The organism is Nocardia sputi (assembly GCF_023501985.1).
This window is the reverse complement of sequence record NZ_JAMFLC010000006.1, coordinates 13,931-40,528: the sequence shown is the minus strand read 5'-3', so window position 1 is coordinate 40,528 and position 26,598 is coordinate 13,931. Positions and strand designations below refer to the sequence as shown.

Here is a 26,598-nt window from a genome sequence, read left to right as displayed (position 1 = left end):
GGCCCGGCCGAGTTCAGCGAGCTCGGCCGGGTCCAGTTCGTGTTCTACCTGATGTAGGGCCCGTGACGTGTCCGCGCCGCCGGTGTGCGGCGCTGGCTAGTGCGTCGGCGCGGCCGGGGCGGAAGGCACGGTTCGGCCGTCGCCGAACACCTCGTCGACCAGGCGTTGCGTCGCCTGCTGGAACGGCACCGCCAGTGAGAGCGCGGCATCGTCCACGTAGTTCAGCGCGGTGGTCAGCGTCTTGCTGCCGTCGGGGGTGCTGAACATCATCGCCGCGTGGCCCGCGGCGCCGCCGTTGTGGGTGATAACGGTGCCGCCCAGACCGGTCTTCTGTACGAAGACCCCCAGGCCGTAACCCATGTTCGGGATGGGCGTCGGGTGCGGGGTGCACATCCGGTCGAGCAGCTCCGCAGGCAGGAGCTCGCCGCTCATCAGTGCGGAGATGAACGTGTGCAGGTCACGGGTGGTCGAGATCATGTCACCGCCGCTGGAGATCCAGGAGGGGTTGTGGCGGGTGACATTGGGGATGATCCTTCAGCTGGGCCTTTGCCGCATGCAGACTCGGCGTGCCGAGGCTGGGCTTCCACGTCCGGACTGGGCCCTTCCGCCCGTGGGTCTTGCACGCGGACCGCGCAGTTCGGCGGCGAGCGAGACCGGCGTGTGCCCTACGCCCGCTGAGGGGCGAAGCGGAGCGGGAAGTGCGGGCGTTCCATGCGCTCACTGGGCAGACACAAGTCGGGCTCGGGGGCATCCATACAGAACTGGCTTGCATGTACGTATATGTCTACTTATAGTGGGGATCCGACATGTACGTACACATATACATATATCCGAGTCGTGAGAACGAGGACTTGCTTGACAGCTACTAAGTGTTACTATCTACTAGTACTCAGCAACACTGAGTAGCTGAAGGGAGTGTTCATGGGCAAGCAAGAGACGGAGATGCTCAAGGGAACGCTGGAAGGCATCGTGCTGGCGATCCTTTTCGGCCGCCCCGCGTACGGCTACGAGATCACGGCATGGCTGCGGGAGCAGGGCTTCTCCGATATCGCCGAGGGCACCATCTATGCCCTGCTGGTCAGGATCGAAAAGCGCGGCTTGGTGGATGTGGAGAAGGTTCCCTCGGAGAAGGGGCCCCCGCGCAAGGTGTATTCGCTCAACACGGCCGGACAGGAATATCTCGCCGAGTTCTGGAGGACCTGGAGCTTCCTCGCTGAACGGCTCGAACAGCTCCGCGAAAAAGGAGGCAGATAGTCATGGATATCTCGGATCTCACCTCGAAGGTGGTCGGCGACCTCGGCGACAAGCGGCGGTGGCGGCAATACAAGTCGCGCGCTAAGCAGCTTCCCCCGAGTTATCGCACTGCGGTCGAGGCTTTCGAGCGATACCTGATGTACGGCGGAGCGGGGGGCGGCGGAGTCTCGATGTTCGAAGACCTCGTCGATCTGTTCGAGCAGAGCGCGGCCGATCGAACCCCGATACGCGAGATCGTCGGAGAAGACCCCGTCGAGTTCATCGAGATTTTCGCGCGCAACTACCACGAGGACTCCTGGCTCAACCGGGAACGAGCACGGCTGAACAGCGCCATCGAGCGCGCCGCCGGAGAAGGAAAGTAGGACCCGTCCGATGACGACACAGCAAGCTCCGGCGATCCATGTGCAGGGTCTGGAGAAGTCCTACGACAAGCTGGAGGTGCTGCGCGGCGTCGACTTCGATGTCGAGCGGGGCAGCATCTTCGCCCTGCTCGGCTCGAACGGAGCCGGCAAGACCACCGTCGTGAAAATACTGTCCACGCTGCTCAAAGCCGACGCGGGCACAGCCAGGGTCAACGGCTTCGACGTCGCGGGCCAAGCGGGCAACGTACGGGAATCCATCAGCCTCACCGGGCAATTCGCGGCGGTCGACGAAATACTCAGCGGCCGGGAAAATCTCGTGCTCATCGCCAAGCTGCGGCACCTGAAAGACGCGGACACGATCGCCGATGACCTGCTCGAGCGTTTCTCGCTGACCGACGCGGCCACCCGGAAGGTCTCGACGTACTCCGGTGGCATGCGCCGCCGCCTCGACATCGCCATGAGCCTCATCGGGAACCCGCCGGTCATCTTCCTCGACGAGCCGACCACCGGACTCGACCCCCAGGCCCGCATCGAGGTGTGGCAGGCGGTCAAGGAACTCGCCGAGCACGGCACCACGGTGCTGCTCACAACCCAATATCTGGACGAGGCAGAACAACTCGCCGACCGGATCGCGATTCTGCACAAGGGCCGGATCATCGTCAACGGGACTCTCGCCGAGCTCAAACAACTCCTCCCGCCCGCCGAAATCGAATACGTCGAGAAGCAGCCGAGCCTCGAAGACGTCTTCTTCGCCATCGTCGGTGACGAAGGCAGCGACAGCGCCCCCGGCGACGACCGCAGCGCGGCACGGACCTAGTAAGGAAAACGATGACCACGCATTTCTTCACCGACACCGCCCTGCTGTTGGGCCGGTCCCTGCGCCACATCGCGCGCAGCGCCGACACCATCATCACGACCACGATCATGCCGATCGCGTTCATGCTGTTGTTCGTCTACGTCTTCGGTGGCGCGATCGACTCGGGATCGGATTCCTATGTGCAGTATCTGCTGCCCGGAATTCTGCTCATCACCGTCGCTTCGGGCATCGCCTACACCGCGTTCCGACTCTTCCTGGACATGAAAAGCGGCATCTTCGAACGATTCCAATCCATGCCCATCGCACGTTCGTCGGTTCTCTGGGCGCACGTGCTGACCTCGCTGGTCGCCAACCTGATCTCGCTCGTGGTCGTCGTGCTCGTCGCCCTGCTCATGGGCTTCCGATCAGGGGCCGGAATACTGGCCTGGCTCGCCGTCGCAGGCATTCTGATCCTGTTCACCCTCGCGCTGACCTGGATCGCGGTCATCCCCGGCCTGTCCGCGAAGACCCCCGACGGCGCGAGCGCCTTCTCCTACCCGCTGATCTTCCTGCCGTTCATCAGCTCGGCCTTCGTGCCCACCGAGACCATGCCCGGCCCGCTGCGCGCCTTCGCCGAAAACCAGCCGGTGACCTCCATCATCAACGCCATCCGCAACCTGTTCACCGAGCAGCCGGTCGGCAACGACATCTGGATCGCTCTCGGCTGGTGCGTCGGAATCCTCGTCGTCGCCTACCTCTTCGCCATGACCACCTACCGCCGCAAAATCTCCTGAGCTATCGGCCACGGCCGGTCAGGGTAGCCGTCGGTCCCGGCGATCGCCGGGACCGACGGCTGTCTTTTTCGTGGCATGGCAGGTTCTTTCACCGGGATTCGGGATTGTCAGTGGCAGCAGTCGCAGTCGTGGCCGGCGGTGCGGTCGGTGGCGCCGAGCGCGACCGGTGCGGGACAGCAGGTGTCGCCTTTCCAGGCCTTGACGCCTTCGCGCACCGCGATCACCGCGATCACCAGCGCGGCGATCGGGTCGGCCCACGACCAGCCGAACAGGCTGTTGAGCAGCAGCCCGGCAAGCAGCACCGCCGACAGGTAGGTGCACAGCAGGGTCTGCTTGGAATCGGCGACCGCGGAGGCGGAGCCGAGTTCGCGTCCGGTGCGGCGTTGCGCGGCTGACAGCACCGGCATGATGACCAAGCTGGCGGTGGCCAACGCGATCCCGATCGGGGAATGCTGCACCTGCCCGATACCGGCCAGCGCTCGGATCGAGTCGACGGTGACGTAGGCGGCGAGAGCGAAGAAGGAGAACGCGACGATCCGTAGCGCGATCTTCTCCCGCTTCTCCGGATCGCGGCCTGCGAACTGCCATGCCACCGCAGCCGCGGAGGACATTTCGATCACCGAGTCCAGCCCGAACCCGATCAACGCCGTTGAGGACACCCGTGCGCCCTCGCTCAGGGCGATGGCAGCCTCGATGACGTTGTAGGAGATCGCGCCCGCGACCAACCAGCGGATCCGCCGCGCCAGGACCGCTTTGCGATCCGAGCTCGGACCGAGCGCGACCGCCGACGGCAGCGAGGGCGTACCGGGCGAAGACATCAGCAGCACGCCTCCGCATCGGCGTCCGGGCAGCAGGCCGGGTCCACCGCCAGCACCAGCCCCAGCAGGTCCTCCAACGCGGCCGCGATCCGGGCGTCGGCCAACTCGTAACGGCTGCGACGACCTTCCGGCACCGCAACAACCAGCCCACACCCGCGCAGGCACGCCAAATGGTTCGACAAGATCTGCCGCGACACCCCGATCCGCTCGGCCAGATCCGACGGATACCCCGGCGCCTGGCTCAGATTGAGCAGGATCTGGGTGCGGGTCGGGTCCGACAACGCGTGCCCGAAACGGGCCAGCGCGTCACGGTGCAGCACGGTTTCCACGCTCTAATAGTACAGATTTTCCTGTATTCAGATGGAACTGGATCATACGACCGGCTCGAACCGGCGTTGTCCAAGATGAATCTCGAGAACGAAAGTTATCCACCGTATCCAATTTCGCGCGCCTGATCAGAACGAACCGGCAGCGCCGGCACGTCCCGAACGGCGACGCTCCTCGAGCGTGGCCGAGCACTGCGGGCCAGGCGTCATTCCGTGTCAGTGGCCGTGTAAGGCTGGTGTCAGGGTGTTGTCAGGTCCGCCGCCGAGAGTGGTCGTCATGACGAACAACAGCACTTTCTCGACCAGTTCGAAGTGGACCGGCATGGTGGCGGTCGACGATACGGCCCTGGCCGTCACCGACACCGGCGGTTGCGGTATCCCGGTGGTCTACCTCAACGGCCAGTTCGCCACTCAGGGGTACTGGCGGAAAGTCATCACCGAACTCGGTCCCGGCTTCCGGCACATCACCTACGACGAGCGGGCACGCGGCAAATCACGGCGTTCGGCGGACTACTCCTTCCAAGCCGCCGTCCGGGATGTCGATGCCGTCCTGGCGGCCAGGGGTGTGGACCGGGCACTGCTGGTGGGCTGGTCCTACGGGGCAGTCGTCGCGGCACACTGGGCCGCCCGTAATCCCGACCGTGCCCTCGGCGCGGTCTTGGTCGACGGCGCGTTCCCCTACGACTGGCTCGACTCGGCCATGGAACAGCGCATCCGCAAGCTGTTCACACGGCTGAGCTTGTTCACCCCGCTACTACGCCCGACCGGCCTGACCCCGCGGATGACCGCCGAACAGATGGCCGACAGCAACATCGAACTCGGCAGGCTCTCCCGCGAACGCGAACTGGGACCCGTGCTGGACGACATCACCGTACCGGTGCGGTATGTGGTCGCGTCGGGGACGTCCTTCGGAAGCCGCGGTGACGAGCAAGAACGGATCCGCGCCGGCCTCGACGTGGTGACCACCCGCAACCGGAACATCCAGATCAGCGCGAAGGTCCCCAGCAACCACGGCGCCCTCCTGCGCAAAGACTTCCGCGCCATCGCCCAAGCCGTACACCAGACCGCAGCCGCCCATCACCCGCACGGTGCGCCGAGCGAAACGCTCTGAACGCCACCCGATACCGACCCGACCGCATTCCACCATCCCACCGTTCGATCGACCCACTCTCAACAGATTCCAGGGAGCACACAACCAGTCACCCTCACCGACCAAGACAACAGCACCCTGCGGACCGCCGCCTACGGGGCCGTCTCGCTGATGGCCGCCGCTGATGCCACCGGCGAGCCCCACAAGGCCGCCACGAACGGATCCATCGCCTTGTCCTCGGCGACCGGCATCCTCGGGCACGTGCTCGCCGCGAAGACCAACGACATCAACCCGCACGGCAAGTCCGCAGCCGAACTCGCCGACCACGTGCTACCGGCCCTGACCGCCGCCATGAGTCTGCTCCAGAAACAAGACCCGGCCGAGGCCGACAACTTCCGCAGCACCGTCCTCGACGCCATCGAAACAGCCACCCGCACCCATCCCGGCCAGCCCAGCCCCACCCTGGACACGATGACCCACAAGATCACCGCAGCCCTCGACGCCGCGTGAAGGGACGCCGAACCGCGCCGCAACAGCCGTGTCTCGCGGCGCCGAAGTAGCCGCCGGATCGGCGGTCCGGTGCTCGTTGCACGATCACCGGTTCTCCGCCGATCCGGCGCAGGCGAATCGCGGTGGCGAGACCGCGGTGGGGATTGGCGGGCTGGTGTGGGCGACCGCCGAGCGCACCCGCGGCGTGCGCTAGGGTTCGAACCCGTGTCCAAGCTGCGGCGGCGAGTGGTCGAGGCTGCGGAAGCAACGCTGGCCCAACGCAAATACGTGTCGGCGGTCGATATCTTCGCCGTTCTGGGGTGGGTGCGATCCAGCCATATCGATCGCTGGCGCCAAGGGCAGGTGCTGTCGTTGGAACGAGTCACGGCCGTCGACGGGCGGCGAATGAAAGAGGCGGCCGAACTGCTGAGCGAGTGGGCCCGCGAACACGGGCTCACCGCGAGCACAGCGGCGTATCTGTCGGGCGCGCGCGATCGCCAGGCGCTGCGATTCGTCGACGACGGCGACGAGGAGGCGTTCCGCGTGCACTGGCTTTCGGCGGAACTCAGCCCGGCCCGGCGCGAACAGATCGTCCAACGCCAGAACCGGCCCCCGGACCTCACGGTGGTCGAGGCCACGCAGCCGTGGACATGCGCCGAATGCGCCGAAACCGGCCCCTACCTGATCACCTCCGCGGCCGGACCGCTGTGCCTGACCTGTTCGGACCTCGATCATCTGGAATTTCTGCCCGCCGGGAACGCGGCGCTGAGCCGGCGCGCCAAGAAGGAAAGCGCCCTCGCCGCCGTCGTGGTCCGCCTCAACCAGCGTCGCAAACGCTACGAACGGCTGGGCATCCTCGTCGAGGAAGCCGCCCTCACCCGTGCCGAGCAACAGTGCCTGGCAGACGACGATGCCCGCACCCGCCGCCGCGAGCGCGACCGCGCCCGCCGCGCCGCCCAGGACGTCGAATACCACGCCCGCATGTCCGAGGAGATCCGCCGACTGTTCCCGGGCTGCCCCGCCGACCGCGCCACCGAAATCGCCGAACACGCCGCCGCCCGCGGCAGCGGCCGCGTAGGCCGCACCGCCGCGGCCAAACTTCTCTCTCCCGAAGCGCTCACCCTCGCCGTCATAGCCTCGATCCGTCACCGCGACACCGACTACGACCAACTTCTCATGACCGGCATCCCCCGCCCGGAGGCCAGGGCCCGGATCCGTCCCACCGTCGATCACGTCCTCGAAACCTGGCGCGGCTGACACGCCGGCGGGCTATAGCTGTGTCTGTTGGGCTTCCGCGACGATCCAGGCGGCGATTTGTGTGCGTGAGTTGAAGCCGAGTTTGGTCAGGATGTGTTCGACGTGGCCTTGGGCGGTGCGTTGGGAGATCATCAGTTTGGCGGCGATCTGCTTGTTGCTGAGTCCTTGGGCGACGAGGTCGGCGACCTGCCCCTCTCGCTTGGTCAGCTTCGTGGACCGGCCGGACGCGGACGACTTGCCGGTGGTCTGTTCCCCGAGCGCGTACGCGACTGCGGCGTCCATGCCCATTCCCTGGCCTTGCCGGAAGGCCGCGTCGAATCCGCGAGCGCCGAGGGCGCGACGCGTCGTTCGCTCACATTGCTCATGAAAGCGCGACATACTCCGCAAGACGGCCCGCACGCTGCTGCCCACCAGCCAGTGGCCCTGCGCGGCTCCCATCAGGACAGCAGCACGCTCGACGTCGCCGTGGTCGGCGACAGTCCAAGCCAGCGCCTCGAGACCGAACGCGACGACCACCGGGCTGTTCGGCCGCCGATTGACGCGCAACGCCTCCTCCAGCAACTGCCGGGCACGGTCCCGCTCACCTTGCTGCCAGGCGGCGACACCCAAGCCACGCAGCGCGGTCGAACGATAGAGCAGTTCGCCCTGCGCTTCGGTGATGGAAAGTACCTGGCCGTAATGTTCGCTCGCTCGTGCGACGTCGCCGCGCAGTTCGAACGACCAAGCGAGGATGGCCAGAGCGCTGACGTACAACTCTCCCGTCCGGTTGGAGCTGAGCATCTCGACAGCTCGTCCGAGGGCGGCCGATGCTTCGGCCACCTCGCCGCGAGCGAGGGCGACGACGCCGGCGGCGTAGGCGAGCTGTCCCTCGATGCTGGGGGTGGGGGTCTGCGCGGCGAGTGCTCGTCCCTCCTCCAGGAAGGCGGCGGCAGCCTGAAAATCTCCCTGTGGCGCGGCGACTTCGCAGGCGGCACGCAGGGCGCCGATGCGGTCGGGTATCGAGTGCGCGCGGGGGTGGGCGAGAACGCGGTCGATCCAGAAGCGGCCTTCGCCGTACAGGCCGCGAAAGCTCCAGAACTCGTGTAGCGCGGCGACGATGCGCAGCCCTGCTTCCGCCGCGTCCTCGGTGTCCTCGGACAAGCAGCATTCCAGCGCTTCGCGCAGGTTGGATTGCTCCCGCTCCAGTCTGGCGATCCACTCGGGCTGCCAAGGGCTGATCCACCCGGCTTCGGCGTCGAGCGCCAATTGCTGGTACCAAGCGCGGTGCCGTCGGCGCAGCTCGGTGTCCTCACCGGACTCACGCAACTTTTCCCGACCGTATTCGCGCAGTGTCTCGAGCATCCGGAAACGCACCACCGCGTCGACTTCCTCCCGGATCAGGATCGACTTGTCCACCAAGGAGGTCAGCGCATCCAGCGGACTTCGCTCGGCGTCTGCGACCGCCTGCTCGCAGGTGAGGCCGGTGCCGCAGATCTGTTCGGCGGCGTCGAGTTCGAAGCTGCCCGCGAACACCGACAGTCTCGCCCACAACCGCTGTACGGCTGGACGGCACAACTCGTAACTCCAGTCGATACACCACTTCAGCGTCTGCTGCCGAGGTGGGGCGGTGCGGCTGCCGCGGGTCAGCAGCGCGTACCGGTCGGTGAGCCGGGCCAAGATCTGATCAGGTGACATCGTGCGCATCCGTGCGGCGGCCAGCTCGATCGCCAGCGGCACCCCATCCAAATGGGCACAGATCCGGGTCACGGCGGATTTGTTGTCCTCGTCGATTTCGAAGCCCGGTACCGCTGCCGCGGCGCGGTCGGCGAACAATGTCACCGCATCGAAACGAGGCATTCCTTGTAACGTCGGCTCCCGGTTGGGGTCCGAGACCGTCAGCGGCGGCACCCGCAGCACAGCTTCCCCGGCGATATTCAGTGGCTCGCGGCTGGTGGCCAGGATCCGCAGATCAGGACAGGTCCGCAGCGCCGTCTCGGTCAACGCCGCCACGGCCTCCACCATATGCTCGCAGTTGTCCAACACCAGCAAGGTCTCGCGTGAGCCCAGAAAGTCGATAACGATCTCGAGCAATGGCCTGGCCCCCGCGTCTCGCAAACCCAGGGCCGCCGCCACCACATCGACCAGCAGCGCTGGGTCGGACACCTCGGCCAGCTCGATCAGCCACACCCCGTCTTCGAAATCGCGGCGCGCACCGGCGGCGGCGCGCAACGCCAACCGTGTTTTGCCGACACCGCCGACACCGGTCAACGTCACCAGCCGCGACACCGACAGAAGATTCTTCACCTCGGACAGTTCACTGCGCCGGCCGACGAAGCTGGTCAGCTCGAGCGGCAGATTGCCACTACGGTCCCGCGCTGCCGCGGTCGGCCTGCGCCACCCCGGCAGTGGTGGCTTCTGCTCGGGATGGTCGAGCTTCTGGTCGTGCGGCTCGTGATCGGCTTCGCTTCGCGACGCCATCTCCCCCACTGCGAACCCCAGGCGCCGCTGCACCTGCCGGAGAGTCTCGCCCAAAGCGGCGGCCGAGGGCCGTTCGTGGCGGTCGCGGCTCATCGCCGATTCCACCACCGCCGACACGTCCTCGGGAATATCGTCCTCTCGCAGGTCCGGCACCGGTTGGGTGGTGATCCGCACGAACTGCGCCACCATGTTCTCGCCGCCGCGCCGCTCGAACGCCGCATGCCCGGTCAACGCACAGAACAGGGTCGCGCCCAGCCCGTAGACATCCGCGGCCGGGGTCGGGTCGTCTCCCTCGAGGACCTCCGGGGCGGTGAACGCCGGTGACCCGGTCACAACACTCGCGGTCGTCCGGAACCCACCCGCGATATGGGCGATACCGAAATCGGTCAACGCGGGCTCGCCGTACTCGGTGAGCAGGATGTTGCCCGGCTTCACATCCCGATGCACGATATCCAGGCGATGCGCTCCTGCCAGCGCCCCGGCGATCCTGACCCCGAGCGCCAACACCTTCTCCAGCGAAAGCGGACCATTGGCGCGGATCCACGCATCCACCGAACCCAGCGGGTGATACGGCATCACCAGATAAGGCCGCCCGCTCTCGGTGGCGCCGGCCTCCAGCACGGTGACGATATTCGGATGCCCGGTCAACCGGCCCATCGCCCGCTGCTCCCGCACGAACCGCGCCTGATTGTCGGCGTCCAGTTCCGCGGACAGCACCTTCACCGCCACCGTCCGGTCCAACGTCGGCTGCCGACAGCGATACACCACCCCGAAGCCCCCGCGCCCGATCTCCACCGCGTCCTCGAAACCAGCCGCGCGCAGCTCCGCCGTGACAGGCCTCATCACCTCACGGCGCGTCCGCGGCAGATCGTCCTCGGTCATCGCGCGGCTGTTATCCCACCACCATGTCTCGAGAGACCGGCAACATGCGTTCACCTTTCGCCGAAGCCCAGCGTATCGCTGCAAACACCGGCGAAGGGCGACACCGCCCAAACAGCTACCGAGCTGGTCTTCCCGGCGAACTGAATCTTCAACCTAGCCACTATTGAGCGTGCCGTTGTATAGCGGTACATTGCTCGTGTGACGCTTAGGGCAGTCTCGGCGCGGTCGGTCCGCCACGAAGTCCCGGTTTGTGAGTGCTACATCCGGGGTCTTGCGACGCAGGGTAGGCGCGCTTCACGCACATGGTCACCGAACAGGGGCTGAGCGATGCAAAATGACGAGGTCAGGCAGATCGGGCGGGTGGTCACGCGACTCGCGAAGTGCCATCCGGAGCTCCCTTCAGAAACTGTCGCGGTGGTGGTGCGACGAGTCCATCAACGCTTCGGGGGAGCTTCGGTCCGGGATTTCGTTCCGTTACTCGTCGAAAGCCGTGCGAGCAGAGAACTGGCCGAGATCCCCAGACGCGACCCGTCCACTGACCACGCCGACCGGGCACAGGCGGGAATGTTCTTCGAGTTGCTCGTCGCGGAGGCCGAAGAACTGGACTCGTTCATCAAAGCGATGGCGCGGACAGGGGCGAATCCGGTGCAACACGCCACCGAATTGCGTCGGCTCCGGACCGAACTTCACGAAGTTCTGCGTTGCATCGCGCAGCTTCGCCGCCGCTTCCCTGGGATAGCCGCTGGGGGATCGTCCTCCGCGAGGGAAATAGCACCCGATGTCGCGGTTGCGACATAGAGCGCCGCGGCCGGGGAACCAAGCCTGCTCACCGACCCGACGAGTGGATCTGGAAACGCCGGATCCGAGCGTCGGCAATGCTCGATCCGTACGACTTCCGCCGGGGTCGTGTAACTCTGATGTGATCGAGCGGGAGGGGACGGTGACGCGAAAAGTGCGACGCGATCGGGCGTGGCTGGTCGTCGGGGCGGTCGTGGTGGCGGTGACCGGGTGCGACACTCCCGCTGCGACCGAACCCGCGGCCTCGCCGAGTTCGGCGACGACACCGGCGCTGGGGCCGCCGCCGTGGACGGTCGCGGAGCTGACCGATCATCCATGCGCGGTGCTGGGCCCCGACGAGATCGCCGGTTTCGTGCTCGACCCCCACGAGATCCGCCCCGACGGCCGCAACGGCGGATGCGGCACCCACGTCTCGGTGCCCTCGGGCGGTTCGTTCCACCTCGGGATCGTCGCCCCCGGCATAGCCACGGGTGTCGACTGGGACGTGTGCGCCAAGACCGTCGCGGTGGCCACCGCCATCTCCGCACGCCTGCGCTGAACTCCGCCACCAGGCCGCCTACCCGGCCGGGTAGAAGACGAACAGTGTGCAGCCGGTCGTGGTCGCGGGCACGTGCCAGGACCCGGCCGGGGCGTGCAGGAACGTTCCGGCCGGGTAATCCCGCGCGCCGTCGTTGAACGTGCCCGCGACGACGTAGACCTCCTCCGGGCCGGGCTCATGGACGTCGCGGCGCGGCCACGACGTGCCCGGGTCCATCTCCAGCACGTTGGCGTGCGCGCCACCCGGTCCGGTCCAGAGGGGACGCAGGCCGATTCCTGGAAAGAGTTCGCGGACAGGTGAATCGGCGACGAATACGGAGGTGTAGCCCTCGGCGGTGAACCTGCGCCGCCGCTTCCGCGACCAGGTGGGCACGACCCCGGGCGCCTACCGGCGCACGTTCAGGAGGCCATAGCGCGGAGAGTGGACGCGGCGCCGGCTTACTGGCACTGCCACGGCCTGTCTACGGCCGCGTCGGCGAGGCATGCTGCACTCATGATGCGATATCGACTGTTCGGCCGAACCGGTCTGCGTGTATCCGAACTCGCGCTGGGCACCATGGCGATCGACGACATCGATGAATACCGGCGAATCGTGCACGTGTTCGCCGACGCCGGAGGCAACTTCATCGACACGGCCTCGGCCTACGGTGCGAGTGAGGAGATGCTCGGCACGGTGCTCGACGACCGCGACCGATTCGTCATCGGCACCAAGTACACGTTGACCCGCGATGCGAGCGACCCGAATGCCTCGGGCAATCACCGCAAGAACCTGATCAAATCGCTCGAGCAGAGCCTGCGACGCTTACGCACCGACTACATCGACGTGTACTGGGCGCACGTCTGGGACCGGCACACGCCGATCGAGGAAACGATGCACGCGCTCGATGACGTGGTGCGCGCCGGCAAAGTGCTGTACCTCGGCATCTCCGATGCCCCCGCATGGGTCGTGGCCCAGGCCAACACCCTGGCCGAATGCCGGGCCCGGACACCGTTCTCCGGCTTGCAGGTGCCCTACAACTTGCTGCAACGCGATATCGAAAGAGAACTGCTGCCGATGGCCGAGGCGTTCGGCATGACCGTGACCGCCTGGGCACCGCTGGCCCGCGGGATCCTGTCCGGCACCACAGGGCGACGCACCGACCCCGGCCGATACACCGAACGGGAGCACGCCGCAGCCGCGGCTGTCGGCACCGTCGCGGCCGAACTCGGTGTGCCCCCGGCGCATGTGGCGCTCGCCTGGACCCGCCACCGGTCGCCCGCCGTCCTACCGATCATCGGAGTCAGCAGCGCGGCCCAGCTCACGCAGAACCTCGACGCCGCCGCCCTCGCGCTACCGGCCGACGCGGCAGCCACGCTGGAGGCGGCAGTCCCGTTCGAACTCGGATTCCCGCGCGATTTCATCGTCGAATGCGACCGGTCCGCACATGTTTACGGCGACACGGTGTCCAGGGTCGACGCCCGACCGATAGTCCCGTCCGGATACGGCGCATGATCTGGCACGGCCTACAGATTCCGCTGTTCTCGCCGCACGGAAGGTTCGACGAGCCGGTCAGCTACAGCGGCAGGCGAAATCGTTCACCACACCTGGGTCAGCGGGGTGGTCGGCTCATGTCTCGGTTCATCGTCGGGAGCTCGATGCTGATCGGCATTCGTAGTTCGGCCAGGTAGATCAGTGCTGCTTGACGAAGGAATTCGTCGAACAGCCAGTAGGCGTCCGGCGCGAGCGGGACCACGGGCAGCAGGCCTTCGCGCACGGCGATGAAAGGGCCCCAGCTCACCCGCAGCAGCGGGTCCCAGACCGGTTCCCTGGCGATGGCCAGCCCGTCGGCGATCTTGTCGCCGAGCAGGAAGCGGGTGAACGCGCCGAGCACCGGCTTGCTGAGAATGGCCAGGTCGAGGTTGACGCCCAGGCGCAGGAGCCGGTCGGCCAGTTTGGCGCCTTCCGGGGTCGGCGCCAGTATGGGATCCAGGACCTGCGCAGCCTGGGAGTTGGCCTCGGCCCAGGAATTGGGGATGTACTCGTCGCGGATGCCGAGCATGTGCGCGCAGACCTGCCACGAGTGCAGGAATGCCTCCGACTCGTGCGCCGGAATCGGCACCTTCCACGCGGTCAGGTGCCGCATGACGGTCGTCGGCAGGCTGTGCCAGGTGACCATCATGTCGTTCTGGCTGATGGGGATGTCCTCGTCGGCGGAGTGCACCCAGTGTGGGGACTGCGGCAGCAGATGACGCACTGCCGCGTGCACCAACCGGGTCTTGACGCAGGTGACGACCATCTCGCCATCGGGGCCGTAGGCATTCGCGGTTCCGATGTCGTAGCCGAGTTTCGCGGTCTTGAGGATGCGGTCCTTCAGATCGTGACCGCCCTTGGAGTAGTAGACCGCGCGCGCCTCCTTGGGAATGACCGTGCTCATCATGCCGCTGGCCAGCCCGTAGAGCACACCCAGATACAGTCCCCGCTTCTTGTTGAACTCGATCGCGGTGCCCAGCTTGCCCTGATCGGCCCAGGGTGGCAGCCGACGGGCGTACTCCATGAAATCCCGCAATTCCGACGGCAGACCAGCAGGCAACGGCTGACCGTTCCTGGTCCAGGTCCGCAACAACCCATTGATCATGGGGACTTCACCCCGGTCGATCAACGAAGCCACCAGCTCGTCGGCTTCGGGATCCCACACGGTCATCGGATCGGCCCCTGCACCGGTACCGGCCACCGAACCCTCCGGGGACCACGTCCACGGCTCCGCCCGTGCGGGACTCACCATCGCCAACGCGCCGAACGCACCCAACACGCCACCGGCCTTCAACGCGTTGCGCCTACTGAGGTCATCCATGTTTTCGCTACTCCTCATTGAGCCCGAGCGCGACCGCGATGATGCGACGAAAGTTGGCTGCGCTCGTTCCACTCCGTCGCAGAGTGATAAGAACAGTCATTAACTTATCAAGCAACCGCGCATGATGTCAGGACTTTCCGCAACTTGCTCGTACTTGACCTCCCCGCAATCCGAATCTGGCTCACTCGGTGGAATCATGCAGGTTGAACAGCACATCAGCGGCAATAATTGTTGGCTCACACCCGTCGGCGCCGTCGGGGAGGGCAAGGCGAGTTAGCGTCAACACGTCCGACCTCCAGTTACTGACAGGCACTAATAGACAGTTACATAGCTAGCAGATGACACCGCAGGTCTCGGTGCGGCACTTCCCGTGCTGTTCGAAGTACTGTTCGGGGTCGGCACGATCGCGGCGAGCGTCGAGATAGCGCTGAATCGGAAACCAGCGCGCGAACATTCGGGCTCGTGACGTCATCACGGCGGTCGGTGCCCGCTAGCGCCGACGCGGTGCATCGGGCCCGGTCGCGTCGGAAGCCATACCGGGAGTGCTGAGCGGACGTGTTGATGCGCGAGGGCGATGCGTACGGGGTTGGTTGAATCCTGTGGCGCTGCGGCCTATCTGTTCGTCGAACCGGGGCCGGGGAGAACAGCTCGGCAACCGCATCGAGGAGGTGCGCCGTATCGCGGCGGGCCTGTTCTACCTGATCGGCATCCCGTTGAGCATCGCGACGCTGCCGCTCTGGCCACTCGGTGGCGGTGCCGGCGCAACGCGATCACGGCTCGGCTCTTGCTCCGCTGCGCGGACATCGGGCGCTGCTCGATCGGCTCACCCGATGACGCTGATCGGACTGACGACTTCGAGCCTGGTGGCTGTCGTGCCGCAGCGGCCGGCGCAGCCGGTTGCGGCGAATCGTTGACACAAAACGGGCCGGGCGGTTGTTCCGCCCGGCCCGTGTTCGATCGGTGTCAGCGATTGGCGTGGCTGTGCTCGCCGCCACGCACCTTGGCTTCGGTGGGCTGAGCTTCGGCGCCCTTGCGTCCGGCCGCGCTGGGATCGGCGGAGTTGCTGTCGCCGAAGCTGCCGGTGCTGGCCTGGCCGCCGCGGCGCGCCTGCTCCTCGGTGTCGGAACGGTTGCCGAACTGCCCGGGGTTGTTCTTGTCTGCCATCACTTGCTCCTTTCGGTAGCGGATGAAACCGACTGTGGCCCTTTGCGCCACATCCGCGTACTACCCGGCTCGGGGTAGGCGAATCAGCCTCGAGGCTTCTTCACACGATCGAAAAGAACTGTCCGGATAGGACTGCGGCGCGGACACGCCCGTTTCACGCCAAGCGGTGTTCGCCTGCGGCGAGGACACGCCGACTTCGGCGGCTGTCCGTTCCGCGTCGTGGTGCCCGGTGTCGATCGCGTGGCGGTCGAGGTCTCCGAGTCGCTCGAACGCGGTGTAGAGGCCGGTGATCGCGTCGATATCCTTCAGTTCGTGGTCGGCGCGCCGCTGCGCGCGTGACAACGTGATGTCCAGGTCGGGCCGCAGAACCACGTAAGACAGGGCCAGACCGTCGCGTTCGGCGGCCGCACGAAACGGCGGCAGGAACCACGGCCCGACGATTCCGTCGACCACGACGTCGTAGCCGCCGCGGGCGAACGTCGCGACGGTTGCGACGATCGCGTCCACGACCACTTCGTTCTGCCGTTGCGCTTCGGGCAGGTAGGGCAGGACGAATCCGGTGCGGATCGAGCGATAGAACAAGTCGGGCGTCACGTGCACTGCCGGAACATGCGCGTCGGAGGCCAGGAGCTCGGCCACGGTCGTCTTCCCCGCTCCGGGCGGGCCGGTCAGGATGGTCACTGCACGGTTCCCGATCCGGAAGTTATCGGCGAATGCTCTGCCGCCGAGTGATCCAGCCCTCGCCGCAATTCGGATGAATGGCTATGTTCTCGCACGTTCGCGGCGGTGTCGGGTTCGACGCCGCAAGAGCCAGGTCGACAAGCCGGTGACAGCGAGCGCGAGCGGAGTCAGGCCGAAGGCCAGCCATACCAGTCGCCACCACCCGTTCACCATCCAGCCGAAGTGCGCGGGCTCGAAGACCTTGGCGTAGAAGGTATTCGCGAGCGGCCGGTCGTGGCTGGCGTCGACCACCTTGATGTCGGACTCGTCGTAGACGTTCACATACACCATGACGTCACCGCTGTAGAAGAGGCGGTGTTCGCGGGGCGAGTAGGCGCCGGCGACGGTGGCGCGATAGTACGGAGCGGCGTCCGTGGGTAGCAGCAGGTAGGCCAGTCGGCCCGGCGCGGCTCGGTGCACGATCGCACCCACCTCGCCGATGGGTATCGGCGCCCGGCCGGTGTCGACCGAACGCGGCACGAAGAACTTTTCGGTCCGAAGGAGATTCGCGTTGCCACCGGTCGCGACGAGCCAGGCCCGCTGCACGGCGGGCAATTCGATGGTGATGCCGGTGATCCCCCACATCAACAGGAACGGCACGGCGAGGACGCCGATGACGTTGTGCAGGTCGCGGTCGCGTGCGAAGCGGCCCTTCCGCCATCGGACGCGAAACCCGTGGCGCAGCCGTTTGAGCGACGGCCACCAGATGACCGCACCGGACACCGCGAGCGATACCAGCAGTAGGCCGAGCAAGCCCAGAATCATTGCCGCCCAGGTGATGTCGATGAGCGGAGCCTGGTTCTCCAGCATGGGTATCACGCCCGAGTAGCGCGCGCAGCCGAAGGCGCAGTCGTGCAGATTGACCAGCCAGCCCAGCACACCGTCGGTCAGGTTCGCCCGCTCGTTGATCCGCCCGGTACCCGGATCCACCGAGTACGCGGCGGTGTACTGCGCGTTACCGATGACGATCACACCGCCGTCCATGCCGACCCAGCCGACGTCGAAACCTGGATCGGTCTCCCGCACCAGCGTGACGGCTCGCTCGGTATCGATCACCGGCGGCGCGTCCGTGTGGTGATAGAAGGAGGCGTGCCGGGCTCGGAACAGTTCGGCGCGGTAGAGCAGGATCGCGCCCGACGTCGACTGGACGACAAGGACCACGCCGAGAATCAACGCGGACCAGCGATGTATCGAGATCAGTTTGCGCCGCAGCGGCTTTCGGGACCGCTTCGATCGGACGGCCCGCGGGCCCGGCTCGTGTACCACCGCCGTCGCATTCATAAGGGTAGGCTAACTTGAAAAGCAGGCCTTCCCAGCGTGGGCAGCAGGTCGACCGCCCGCCCTCGGCGTTCTTTCCGCCCTGCGGACCGGGCCGCACGCGCCCGACGCCCTCAGTCCGGCCGGGCACCGGTATCGGCATCGGCATCGGCATCGAGCCCCCGTGCCTACCTACGGCTTCGGCTCCCGTTAGCCGGCACACGGCGCGGCGAGCCTCGGGCGCGGTGACGTCCCACCCGCGCGGCGCGCACCGCGCTGATCCGGATCCTCCAGCTTCTCCGCGATGAGAGCGTCGAAGCCGCTCTCCGCGAAGACCTCCCGTGCCGCCTGGATCAGAGCCGCCCGGTTGCCGGCCGCCGCCTTCGGCCCCCTGTTCACACGGCGTGGCGAGGTCATCGGGCAAGGTTACCGGACCACCACCGACCAGCCGCATGCGCGCCGAACGCCCGGCTCGAACGGGCATGCGGCCGTGACGTGATCGCCCCGATCGACGCACAGCGGTGATTTCGCGCCTCTTCCCGGGGGGTTACCTGCCGTGCAGTCCGCGCCGAGTCACGCTCGTGAGGTCAGCCCGGACGACCACGTCGTGCCTGTGCACGCCGTTCGGGCACCAGATCGAGACCTGTATCGGGCCACGGAAAATTGGCGACGAACAGGTTGCATGGGGCAGGGACCGCGAGGCTCACGGTGTCGCCGGATTCGCTTCCTGTTCGACCAGTGCCGCGAGGCGGTCGAGCGAGGCCGAGAGCTTGTCGGCGGTGGTCGCACGGGCGCGGACGAGGCGCTTCTCGTCGGTCAGCGATGTCCAGTCATAGGTGTGGGTCACCCGGGTGCGGCCCTCGCCCACCGGTTCCAGCTCCCAGCGCCACAGGTGGCCGGGCGGCTGACTGCCGGGCTCCGACGGGCGCCACGCGATTCGGCTGCCCTCCTCGAACTCCACCACGTGGTTGTCGCGCACGGCGCCGTTGGTCAGTGTCGTGCTGAACACCGACCCGGCTTGCCGCACTCGCTGCCCGGTGGCGGCCTGCGCCAGATTGTCGTTGCCGTCCCAGCGCGGCTGTTGGGCCGGATCCGCGATGAGCTCGAAGATTGCCGCGGCGCTCGCGCCGATCTCGCGGCTGGCGCTGACGATGCGGGGTACGTCGTTCTGGTCGGTCACCTGGCGATCGAATCACCGGGTCGACCGCCGAGCAAGCCTTCTGCTCGAGAATGTGGTAATTCAGCGGTGCGGAATGACCGCCTCGACATCCGATCGACGAAGGGACGCGCTCATGGCCGAGCGAGTTGCAGTAGTGTCCGGCGCCGCACGAGGAATCGGTGCGGCGATCGCCAAGCGATTGGCGGCGGACGGGCTTCGGCTCGGCGTGCTGGACCTCGATGCGGCCGCGTGCGCCGACACCGTCCGCGCGATCACCGAGGCCGGCGGGCGGGCCGTCGCGCTCGGCGCAGACGTGTCGAACGAGGAGTCCGTCGCCGCCGCCGTCGGGCGACTGGAGGATGAGCTGGGCGCGCCGACCGTCGTGGTGAACAACGCGGGCATCCTCCGGGACAACCTGTTGTTCAAGATGAACGTCGGCGACTGGGACGCGGTGATGAACGTGCACCTGCGCGGAGCCTTCCTGCTCACCCGCGCGGTGCAGAAGTACATGGTCGAGCAGAAGTGGGGCCGGGTCGTCAACATGTCCAGCACCTCTGCGCTCGGCAATCGCGGCCAGGCCAACTACTCGGCGGCCAAGGCGGGCCTGCAAGGTTTCACCAAGACCCTGGCCTTCGAGCTGGGCAAGTTCGGCGTCACGGCCAACGCGATCGCTCCGGGGTTCATCGTCACCGATATGACCGCCGCCACCGCCGACCGCGTCGGCGTCTCGTTCGAGGACTTCCAGAAGGCCGCCGCCGCGCAGATTCCCGTGCAGCGTGTCGGCACTCCCGAGGACATCGCGCACACCGCCTCGTTTCTCGTGAGCGAGGGCGCTGGTTTCGTTTCCGGCCAGGTGATCTACGTGGCGGGCGGCCCGACCGACTGACGCCCGCCGGGCGGCGGCGGGCGGGGGCGGTAACGTCGCAGCACATGAACCGGCGTGCGGCTCGTCGTAGCGTGACGAGCTATGTCCTCCTGCTGCCGAGCCTGATCGGCGTCGGGGCGTTCCTGCTGCTGCCGATCCTGGTGGTGGCATGGCTCAGTCTGCACAGTTGGAACCTGTTGGGGCCCAGGGAGTTCGTGGGCCTGCGCAATTGGCGCTCGGTGCTGGGCGACGCCGCGTTCGGCCATGCCCTGCTGGTGACGCTCGCGTTGACGGTGATCGTGGTGCCCGCGCAGACCGTGCTGGGTTTCACGATCGCGGCTCCGCTCGCGCGACGGCGCGGCGCGCGGAGTCTGCGGGTGATGTACGCGCTGCCGTGGATGTGCGCGCCGGTGGCGGTGGGTGTGGTGTGGCAGTGGATGTTCGCGCCGACCGGGGGCGTCGTCAACGCCGTGCTCGGGCGGCGTATCGAATGGTTGTCGGATCCGGCGCTGGCGCTGCCGTCGGTGGCCGCGGTGAGCGTGTGGGCGAACTTCGGGTACGTGGCTCTGTTCTTCGTGGCCGGGATCCGCGCGATACCCGGCGAGATCCTCGACGCGGGGGCGCTGGACGGGGCGACCGGCTGGCGCCGGACCCGCTGGCTGATCCTGCCGCTGCTGCGTCCCACCATGTTCTTCGTGCTCGTCACCGGCGTGCTGAGCGCGTTCCAGACCTTCGACACCGTCTACGCGTTGACCAAGGGCGGGCCCGGCGATCGCACGGATGTGGTCGCGATGCGCATCTTCTCCGAGGCGTTCGACGCCGCACGGCCGGGCCGGGCCGCCGTCATGGCGCTGGTGGTCTTCGCGGTGATGTTCGCGATCACCGTGGCGCAGCACCGCTACTTCCGGAATCGGACCACCTATGAGTTCTGATCGCCTTCGTTCGGCGGCGGCGTACGCGGCGCTCTCGGCAGCGGCGTTGCTGACCGTGGCGCCGCTGCTGCTCAGCGCGCTCACGGCGGTGAAGACGCCGGACCAGTTCGCAACCGGGTCACCGCTGGCCCTGCCGCATCCGGCCACCACGGACAACTTCCGGACCGTGCTCGACTACGGATTCGGGCGGGCGGTGCTGGTGACCGCGCTGATGACGGTGTTCGTCACGGGCGGCCAGCTGATCACCTCGGTGCTCGCGGCTTATGCGTTCGCCCGCACCGACTTCCCGGCCCGTGACGCGCTGTTCTGGGTGTATCTGGCCACGATGATGGTGCCGCCGATGGTGACGTTGATCCCGCTGTATCTGATGTTCGCGGAAGTGGGCCTGCTCAACACTTTCTGGGCGCTGGTGCTGCCGTTCGTGTTCGGCTCGCCCTACGCGATCTTCCTGCTGCGCCAGTACTTTCGCGCGATTCCGCAGGAGTTGATCGGTGCGGCGCGGCTCGACGGCGCCAACACCCTGGACATCATCGTGCACGTGATGGTGCCGATGAGCCGGCCGGTGCTGGCGACGCTGACGCTCATCACGGTCGTCTCGCAGTGGAACAACTTCATGTGGCCGCTGGTCGCGAGCAGCGGTCGCTCGTGGCAGGTGCTGACGGTGGCGACGGCGAATCTTCAGACCCGGTACAACGCGCAGTGGACGTTGGTGCTGGCAGCCACGACGCTGGCCATCGCGCCGCTGGTGGTGCTGTTCGTGGTCTTCCAGCGGCAGGTGCTGCGGTCGATCGCGTGGACGGGGGTCAAATGAGAACCTCGACCCGCCTGGCGCTCGCCCTCGCGCTCGCCGCGGCCCTGCTGGTCGCGGCCGCCTTGTGGCTCGGTCGCGGCGGCGACGGGTCCGGCCGCACGGTGGTGGGGTTGCGGATCTGGGACGAGAGTTTCGTTCCGGTTTACCGTGCCTCGCTCGCGGAGTTCGAGCGGGCGAATCCGGACGTCGAAGTGCGGATCACGGTGGTGCCGTGGGCGTCCTACCAGCAGAAGTTGCGCCTGGACGTCGCCGGGGGCACCGCCGACGACTTGTTCTGGACCAACTTGTACGAGGACTACGCCGATGCCGGGCGTTTGATCGACATCGGGGCGGCGCTGGGTCCCGAAGCCGCGCGATCCTGGGACCCCTCGGCGGTCCTGCGCTACACGCGCGGCGGAAAGCTCTGGGCCGTACCGCAATTCGTGGATGCCGGCACAGCGGTGTACTACAACCGGGAATTGCTTGCGGCCGCGCACGTCGATCCCGCGGAGCTGACCGCGGTGCGGTGGAGTCCGAGCGACGACGACACCTTCCGGCCGCTGCTGCGCAAGCTGGCGGCGGCCTCCCCGTGGGCGTACAACGCGGGCCACGACTTCCAGTCCATCGAGCTGCCGTTTCTGGGTTCCGCGGGCGCCGCTTTCCAGGACGACCGGGACCGCTTCGTCTTCGACAGCCCGCAGGGCGTATCGGCGTTCGCCTATCTGGTGCGGTTGATCGCCGACGGGCTCGCGCCGGCACCCGCGGATACGAACACCAACCCCGAGTTCGCGAAGAATGCCTTCCTCCAAGGCAAACTGGCGCTGCTCCAGTCGGGGACGTTCAATCTCGCGCAGATCTCCCAGCAGGCCCGGTTCGAGTGGGGCGTAGCGCTGTTGCCGGAAGGGCCGACTGGGCGAGTGAGCACGAACAACGCGATCGGCGTGGCAGGCAACGCCGCCACCCGCCATCCGGACGCGGTGCGCCGGGTGCTGGCCTGGCTCGGAAGCGGCGCGGGCAATCGCCACCTGGCCGAGAACGGCGCCACCATCCCGGCGGTCGTCGCCGAACAACAGCGCTATCGCGACTACTGGCGCGGGAAAGGGATAGACGTCTCCCCCTTCTTCGATGTGCTGCGCGGCCCGCGCATCTCTTCCGGTGGCGGTCCAGGTTTTCCGGCCGCACTCCGCGCCGTCGAACCCCTTCTCGCCGAGATGTATCTGGGCCGGATCCCGGTGCCGGAGGCGCTGTCGCGCGCCCGCACCGCGGCCGAGGCCGCCGTCGCCGGGAACTGAGCGAGCACGTGATCGCCGGGCCGCGCCGCTTGCGATATGACGCCGCGGTGGTGGTTCAGTTGTCGTAGGAGGCGACGCCGACCGGTCCGACGCCGACGCACAGATCCAGTCCGGTCGTCCGGGAGGCGATCCGAAGTGCGGATCCGCCTCCGACGAGGCGGACGAACACGGTGTTGGGCCCCTTCCGGACCGGCGCCGTCACCGCTTCGCCGTGTTCCAGAGCGACGGTTATCCGACCGTCACGGCTCGCGAGGTAGTTGAGTTGCGCCGTCCATTTGTTCTCGAGCATCGGACCGTCGAGCAGCAAGCGGGCCTGCGCTGCGCCGTGGATCCGGTACCCGCAGCCGGGCTCGGGGCCGGGGAGGATGATCCGGTTCCACCACACCGCCGCCTCGACGATCCGACCGTCGTCGGTGATCATGCGCAGGTCGGGTGTCGAGTCCGCGAACGTGCCGGGAGCGGCGATGGGCGCCAGCACATTGCTGGTGAGATTCTGGGGATAGGCCAGGGGGTTCAGCACAGTCCACGGGACCTCCTGCTCCAGAAGGGGTGCGCCGTCCCATGCGCTCAGCGCCGATCGCACATTCGTTAGATAGGTTTCGGTCGGACCCGCACGCCACGATCGCACGAACGTCCAGGTGGACGACAGACTGCTCACGAGGAAAACCACGGTCACCGCGACCGTCACGGGTCCGCGCGGAAGCGCCACGCGCGTCGGGCCACTCGACGGCCGGGGACGGGCGCGCAGCATCAGCGCACCGGCGGCGGCCGACACCACCGCCATGTCGGCGACGTAGCGCAGCGACTGCATCAGCTCCGCCGCGGTGTTCGGCCCGCCGCGAGCCAGGGCCACCGCCAGCTGAACGACCAGAACGTACGCCGCGGCCGTCGACCAGACCGCCCCGACCCGCTGCCTGACGCGGATCGTCAGCGCCACCACGACCAGCAGCGCCAGCCAGGCCGACACCACCGCCCATCCGGGCGGATCCGCCCACGGCGTCGACGGTAGCCACCGTTCCCACACCCAGGGCCCGCCGAACAAGGCGGGCACGATCCCCAGAGACGCCGCACCGGGCAGTAGGTCGCGCAACTCCTCCCACCCATCGGGTAGGCCGGGACCGTCCACCACCACGAAGTATCCGATCGACCAGCAGGCCAGCACCGCGCCCGATCCGATCCACAGCGCCGCGCCCCTGCGCAGCACCGTGCGTATGGCGCCCTCGCCGCCGTCGACGTAGTGGGCCAGCGCCGTGACGGCGAACGCGACGAACGGCACGATCACCGACTTCTCGAAGAAGAGCAGCGCCACGGCCGTCACCGCGACCCCGGACAGCGCGTATCGGCGCCGCCCGCCGCGCACCAGCAGCACCGCGTCGCCGATCACCCAGGCGAGGGCGAATTGCAGCGGCAGCGCGTTCAGAGCGGCTGCCCACCAGGCGAAAGCCGGGATGGTCAGTGGACAGAAAAGGTAGAAGACCAGCGGGAGCAGGATCGGCCACCGCGGGCCCGCCACCAGCAGCAGCATGCGAACCACGGCCACCGACGCGCCGAGCTGCATGACCAGCAGCACCACCACCGGCCCGGCCCAGGCCAGGGGCGCCACCGCGTTCACCGCCCACGCCGTGGCGAAAGCCAGCGGCATGAAGTGTCCGTCGTGGTCGTACAGCAGCAGGTCCGTTGACCACAGCCCGTATCGAGCCGCTCGGCCTGCCAGGATGAGATCGTCCCAGTAGAAATAGCCGCTGTCGGCTACCCACCAACGGATCGCCAGCTGCGCTACGACCAGACAGCAGGCCACGACAACCACCGGCTGCGCTTTCGAGATGCCACGGAACCGGACGCGCGCCGACGCCCCGGACCGAGGGGCGGGCGCGGACTCCGGCAGGGCCAGCACAGCAGTGTCCATGTCATCCCACCGTAGCGTCGGTCAGGCCGGGATCGCGTCCCTTCGGGTCGCCGGACAGTTCAGGTCCGGTCCCGCCAGTACGGCGGGGAGTCCGACGGCTGCGTCTCCTCGACGTCCAGTGCCGCGTCGGCCCGCAATGCCTCGATCAGCGCGGCGCTTCCCGCGACGCCGGTCCAGGGCAGATCGATCTCGGTCGCGACGAACCACGCCCGGTCGGCGGGCCAGATGAGATTCGGGCTGTTGATCGGTCGTGACCAGCCCGGAAGCAGGTCCGCGGCGCCCCACTGCCCGGCCTCGCGCAACGGCCCGCGGAACAGCAGGTAGTCGCGCGCCGGAATCCGCACCCGGGGGCCGTCTATGACCTCCGGCGGGAAGGCCGGTGCGACGCTGGGTGCGGCCGCGAGATTCGTGGACGAGTCCATACTGAACGACACGACGACCGACGAGCCACCGTAGATGTCGCCGAAGCCGTCCCAGAGTCCGAAATAGCAGTCGTCCGGCGTCTCGGTGTGCCCGGCGAGGATGTTCGACAGCCGCTGCAGGACCTCGGAGTCGAGGTCGCCCGCGCGGTCTCGCAGCGCATCCGGATCCGACGGGTCCTCATCGGGTGTGGCGGGGTGGAACAACCGGGCATACCGGGTGAACCCACTGGGACCCATCGAACACAACTGCGTCCATGGATCGCCACGCTCGGTGAACCAGTCAGCCTTGGAGACGTCCGGTTCATGTCGCAGTGGCATCGTGCCAATCTAGCTGCCGCGCAACGTTTTCCCGCCAGCGCGAATAGCGGGAGCCCGAGAACTCCGACTCGGACATCGCGAGGTTCCCTCCGGCACCCGATCGAGAGCGCGGGCACCCCATCGGTCTAAGTGAGGGTTTCTACGACGTACGCGGCGGCCTCGGCGAGGAGGGCTTGGTCGTAGGCGGCGTCCCGGGTGGCTTTACCGGACATGATGGCGACGACGAGCGGCGCCGAGTCCGGGGGCCACACGATCGCGATGTCGTTGAGGGTGCCGTAGTCACCGGTTCCGGTCTTGTCGGCCACCTTCCATCCCTGCGGTACGCCGGCCCGGATCCGCTGCGCACCCGCGGCCGTGGCGTTGCGTTCCAGAAGGTCGCGGAGGAAGTCGCGCTTGTCGACCGGCAGGGCGTCACCCAGCACGATCCGGTCGTAGACCTCGCCGAACGCTCTAGGAGAAGTCGTGTCGCGCGGATCGTCAGGGGTGGCCTCCGTGATCGCGGGCTCGATCCGGTCCATCCGGGTGACCATGTCGCCGAGACTCCGCGCGTACGCCGTCAGCTCGGCCGGTCCACCCAGATCACGGAGCAGGAGATTGCCGGCGGTGCCGTCGCTGTAGCGGACCGCGGCGTCACACAGCTGACGGATCGTCATTCCCGTGTCCACGTACCGCGGGGTCACCGCGGCGTTCTTCAGGAGGTCGTCGCGGGTGTAGGTGACGACGGTGTCCAAGTGCGACAACGGATTACGCTGGAGCACCGCCGCCGCGGCCAAGCCCTTGAACGTCGAGCAGAACGCGAATCGTTCGTCCGCGCGGTGGGCGATGGTGGCGCCTGTCCCGGTCGCGCGGGCATACACGCCCAGGCGTGCGTCGAACTTTCGTTCCAACTCGATCAGGCGATCGTGGCGCTCGTCCGCTTGGACGGTGGGGGCAGAGGACGGGGTCTTCTCCCGTGCGCACGCGGCCAGCGGTAGGAGCGCTGCCGCGGCCAGCAGAGTGCGGCGACCGATGGTCGAGGGCGACAGCGTCATACTCGTCCTTTCACCGAACTCGTCATCGCGGTCATCATCCTCTGTCCCCAC

The 26,598-nt window shown here is 67.3% G+C and carries 29 protein-coding genes and 1 pseudogene; 15 read left to right on the top strand and 15 right to left on the bottom strand.

Annotated elements, in window-relative coordinates:
* Window positions 1-96: 96 nt before the first annotated feature.
* Entirely contained in the window at window positions 97-528 is a 432-nt protein-coding gene (locus M8859_RS11325; protein ID WP_372492903.1) for a serine hydrolase, read from the bottom strand.
* Window positions 529-921: 393 nt separating this feature from the next.
* On the opposite strand from M8859_RS11325, the gene M8859_RS11320 reads away from it, so the two are divergent.
* The 4 genes from M8859_RS11320 to M8859_RS11305 are packed head-to-tail and all read left to right on the top strand — an operon-like array spanning window position 922 to window position 3,206.
* Complete coding sequence (locus M8859_RS11320; protein WP_159930305.1) at window positions 922-1,254, top strand: PadR family transcriptional regulator; 333 nt, start codon at window positions 922-924, stop codon at window positions 1,252-1,254.
* A gap of 2 nt (window positions 1,255-1,256) precedes the next feature.
* Window positions 1,257-1,616 (top strand): DUF1048 domain-containing protein, encoded by a 360-nt coding sequence (locus M8859_RS11315; RefSeq protein ID WP_159930304.1) that lies wholly within the window; start codon window positions 1,257-1,259, stop codon window positions 1,614-1,616.
* A gap of 10 nt (window positions 1,617-1,626) precedes the next feature.
* Window positions 1,627-2,433 carry an ABC transporter ATP-binding protein gene (locus M8859_RS11310; RefSeq protein WP_159930303.1) on the top strand — a complete coding sequence of 269 codons (807 nt, stop codon included), beginning with the start codon at window positions 1,627-1,629 and terminating at the stop codon, window positions 2,431-2,433.
* Window positions 2,434-2,444: 11 nt separating this feature from the next.
* A complete protein-coding gene (locus tag M8859_RS11305; protein ID WP_159930302.1) occupies window positions 2,445-3,206 on the top strand; it encodes an ABC transporter permease in 762 nt (253 codons plus the stop codon).
* A 107-nt stretch (window positions 3,207-3,313) separates the two neighbouring features.
* Here the strand turns inward: M8859_RS11305 and M8859_RS11300 are convergent, their stop codons facing one another.
* The gene (locus M8859_RS11300) at window positions 3,314-4,024 is read right to left on the bottom strand and encodes a cation efflux transmembrane domain-containing protein (RefSeq protein WP_159930297.1); all 711 of its coding nucleotides are present in this window, start codon (window positions 4,022-4,024) and stop codon (window positions 3,314-3,316) included.
* Window positions 4,024-4,353, bottom strand: a complete 330-nt coding sequence (locus tag M8859_RS11295) for an ArsR/SmtB family transcription factor (RefSeq protein WP_159930296.1) — start codon at window positions 4,351-4,353, stop codon at window positions 4,024-4,026. Before M8859_RS11295 ends, M8859_RS11300 begins: the two co-directional genes overlap by 1 nt.
* Window positions 4,354-4,627: 274 nt before the next feature.
* Here M8859_RS11295 and M8859_RS11290 point away from each other — a divergent pair, with 274 nt between their 5' ends.
* The 3 genes from M8859_RS11290 to M8859_RS11280 all read left to right on the top strand — a co-directional run bounded on the left by M8859_RS11290 (window position 4,628) and on the right by M8859_RS11280 (window position 7,186).
* Window positions 4,628-5,461 (top strand): alpha/beta fold hydrolase, encoded by an 834-nt coding sequence (locus tag M8859_RS11290; protein WP_195070725.1) that lies wholly within the window; start codon window positions 4,628-4,630, stop codon window positions 5,459-5,461.
* Window positions 5,462-5,611: 150 nt separating this feature from the next.
* Window positions 5,612-5,950 (top strand): hypothetical protein, encoded by a 339-nt coding sequence (locus M8859_RS11285; RefSeq protein WP_249644189.1) that lies wholly within the window; start codon window positions 5,612-5,614, stop codon window positions 5,948-5,950.
* Window positions 5,951-6,154: 204 nt separating this feature from the next.
* Complete coding sequence (locus M8859_RS11280; protein ID WP_249644188.1) at window positions 6,155-7,186, top strand: DUF2293 domain-containing protein; 1,032 nt, start codon at window positions 6,155-6,157, stop codon at window positions 7,184-7,186.
* 12 nt (window positions 7,187-7,198) lie between these two features.
* On the opposite strand, the gene M8859_RS11275 is transcribed toward M8859_RS11280, so the two are convergent.
* On the bottom strand, window positions 7,199-10,525 hold the full coding sequence (locus M8859_RS11275; RefSeq protein ID WP_195070726.1) for a protein kinase domain-containing protein: 3,327 nt from the start codon (window positions 10,523-10,525) through the stop codon (window positions 7,199-7,201).
* 327 nt (window positions 10,526-10,852) lie between these two features.
* Here M8859_RS11275 and M8859_RS37610 point away from each other — a divergent pair.
* Window positions 10,853-10,972, top strand: a pseudogene (locus M8859_RS37610) (three-helix bundle dimerization domain-containing protein); the annotation flags it as partial.
* Window positions 10,973-10,999: 27 nt separating this feature from the next.
* On the opposite strand, the gene M8859_RS11270 reads toward M8859_RS37610, so the two are convergent.
* Window positions 11,000-11,401 (bottom strand): hypothetical protein, encoded by a 402-nt coding sequence (locus tag M8859_RS11270; protein ID WP_159930290.1) that lies wholly within the window; start codon window positions 11,399-11,401, stop codon window positions 11,000-11,002.
* Window positions 11,402-11,465: 64 nt separating this feature from the next.
* Here M8859_RS11270 and M8859_RS11265 point away from each other — a divergent pair, with 64 nt between their 5' ends.
* On the top strand, window positions 11,466-11,861 hold the full coding sequence (locus tag M8859_RS11265) for a DUF3558 domain-containing protein (protein WP_249644187.1): 396 nt from the start codon (window positions 11,466-11,468) through the stop codon (window positions 11,859-11,861).
* An 18-nt stretch (window positions 11,862-11,879) separates the two neighbouring features.
* On the opposite strand, the gene M8859_RS11260 is transcribed toward M8859_RS11265, so the two are convergent.
* Window positions 11,880-12,233, bottom strand: a complete 354-nt coding sequence (locus tag M8859_RS11260; RefSeq protein WP_159930288.1) for a cupin domain-containing protein — start codon at window positions 12,231-12,233, stop codon at window positions 11,880-11,882.
* Window positions 12,234-12,353: 120 nt separating this feature from the next.
* On the opposite strand from M8859_RS11260, the gene M8859_RS11255 reads away from it, so the two are divergent.
* Window positions 12,354-13,352, top strand: coding sequence for an aldo/keto reductase (locus M8859_RS11255; protein ID WP_201295399.1), 999 nt, complete (start codon window positions 12,354-12,356; stop codon window positions 13,350-13,352).
* A gap of 97 nt (window positions 13,353-13,449) precedes the next feature.
* Here the strand turns inward: M8859_RS11255 and M8859_RS11250 are convergent, their stop codons facing one another.
* Window positions 13,450-14,691 carry an oxygenase MpaB family protein gene (locus tag M8859_RS11250; protein WP_195070727.1) on the bottom strand — a complete coding sequence of 414 codons (1,242 nt, stop codon included), beginning with the start codon at window positions 14,689-14,691 and terminating at the stop codon, window positions 13,450-13,452.
* Window positions 14,692-15,290: 599 nt separating this feature from the next.
* Here M8859_RS11250 and M8859_RS11245 point away from each other — a divergent pair.
* Window positions 15,291-15,605 (top strand): hypothetical protein, encoded by a 315-nt coding sequence (locus M8859_RS11245; RefSeq protein ID WP_249644186.1) that lies wholly within the window; start codon window positions 15,291-15,293, stop codon window positions 15,603-15,605.
* 49 nt (window positions 15,606-15,654) lie between these two features.
* Here the strand turns inward: M8859_RS11245 and M8859_RS11240 are convergent, their stop codons facing one another.
* The 5 genes from M8859_RS11240 to M8859_RS11220 all read right to left on the bottom strand — a co-directional run bounded on the left by M8859_RS11240 (window position 15,655) and on the right by M8859_RS11220 (window position 19,012).
* Entirely contained in the window at window positions 15,655-15,855 is a 201-nt protein-coding gene (locus M8859_RS11240; RefSeq protein ID WP_159930285.1) for a hypothetical protein, read from the bottom strand.
* A gap of 60 nt (window positions 15,856-15,915) precedes the next feature.
* Window positions 15,916-16,536 (bottom strand): AAA family ATPase, encoded by a 621-nt coding sequence (locus tag M8859_RS11235; RefSeq protein WP_249644185.1) that lies wholly within the window; start codon window positions 16,534-16,536, stop codon window positions 15,916-15,918.
* Between the two features lie 81 nt (window positions 16,537-16,617).
* Window positions 16,618-17,856, bottom strand: coding sequence for a PepSY-associated TM helix domain-containing protein (locus M8859_RS11230; RefSeq protein WP_195070730.1), 1,239 nt, complete (start codon window positions 17,854-17,856; stop codon window positions 16,618-16,620).
* 186 nt (window positions 17,857-18,042) lie between these two features.
* Window positions 18,043-18,249 carry a hypothetical protein gene (locus M8859_RS11225; RefSeq protein ID WP_223516885.1) on the bottom strand — a complete coding sequence of 69 codons (207 nt, stop codon included), beginning with the start codon at window positions 18,247-18,249 and terminating at the stop codon, window positions 18,043-18,045.
* 286 nt (window positions 18,250-18,535) lie between these two features.
* Window positions 18,536-19,012 (bottom strand): SRPBCC family protein, encoded by a 477-nt coding sequence (locus tag M8859_RS11220; protein WP_159930283.1) that lies wholly within the window; start codon window positions 19,010-19,012, stop codon window positions 18,536-18,538.
* A 112-nt stretch (window positions 19,013-19,124) separates the two neighbouring features.
* Between M8859_RS11220 and M8859_RS11215 the strand changes: the two genes are divergently transcribed.
* The 4 genes from M8859_RS11215 to M8859_RS11200 are packed head-to-tail and all read left to right on the top strand — an operon-like array spanning window position 19,125 to window position 22,870.
* A complete protein-coding gene (locus tag M8859_RS11215; protein ID WP_195070731.1) occupies window positions 19,125-19,877 on the top strand; it encodes an SDR family oxidoreductase in 753 nt (250 codons plus the stop codon).
* Window positions 19,878-19,921: 44 nt separating this feature from the next.
* Window positions 19,922-20,788 carry a carbohydrate ABC transporter permease gene (locus tag M8859_RS11210; RefSeq protein WP_159930281.1) on the top strand — a complete coding sequence of 289 codons (867 nt, stop codon included), beginning with the start codon at window positions 19,922-19,924 and terminating at the stop codon, window positions 20,786-20,788.
* Window positions 20,778-21,599, top strand: a complete 822-nt coding sequence (locus M8859_RS11205; protein WP_195070732.1) for a carbohydrate ABC transporter permease — start codon at window positions 20,778-20,780, stop codon at window positions 21,597-21,599. The genes M8859_RS11210 and M8859_RS11205 overlap by 11 nt, the downstream gene beginning before the upstream one ends.
* Complete coding sequence (locus tag M8859_RS11200; protein ID WP_159930279.1) at window positions 21,596-22,870, top strand: ABC transporter substrate-binding protein; 1,275 nt, start codon at window positions 21,596-21,598, stop codon at window positions 22,868-22,870. The genes M8859_RS11205 and M8859_RS11200 overlap by 4 nt, the downstream gene beginning before the upstream one ends.
* A gap of 55 nt (window positions 22,871-22,925) precedes the next feature.
* Here the strand turns inward: M8859_RS11200 and M8859_RS11195 are convergent, their stop codons facing one another.
* The 3 genes from M8859_RS11195 to bla form a co-directional block, all read right to left on the bottom strand.
* On the bottom strand, window positions 22,926-24,776 hold the full coding sequence (locus tag M8859_RS11195) for a hypothetical protein (RefSeq protein ID WP_249644184.1): 1,851 nt from the start codon (window positions 24,774-24,776) through the stop codon (window positions 22,926-22,928).
* Between the two features lie 59 nt (window positions 24,777-24,835).
* A complete protein-coding gene (locus tag M8859_RS11190) occupies window positions 24,836-25,516 on the bottom strand; it encodes a hypothetical protein (protein ID WP_159930278.1) in 681 nt (226 codons plus the stop codon).
* Window positions 25,517-25,641: 125 nt separating this feature from the next.
* The gene (gene bla, locus M8859_RS11185) at window positions 25,642-26,547 is read right to left on the bottom strand and encodes a class A beta-lactamase (RefSeq protein WP_159930277.1); all 906 of its coding nucleotides are present in this window, start codon (window positions 26,545-26,547) and stop codon (window positions 25,642-25,644) included.
* Window positions 26,548-26,598 lie beyond the last annotated feature (51 nt).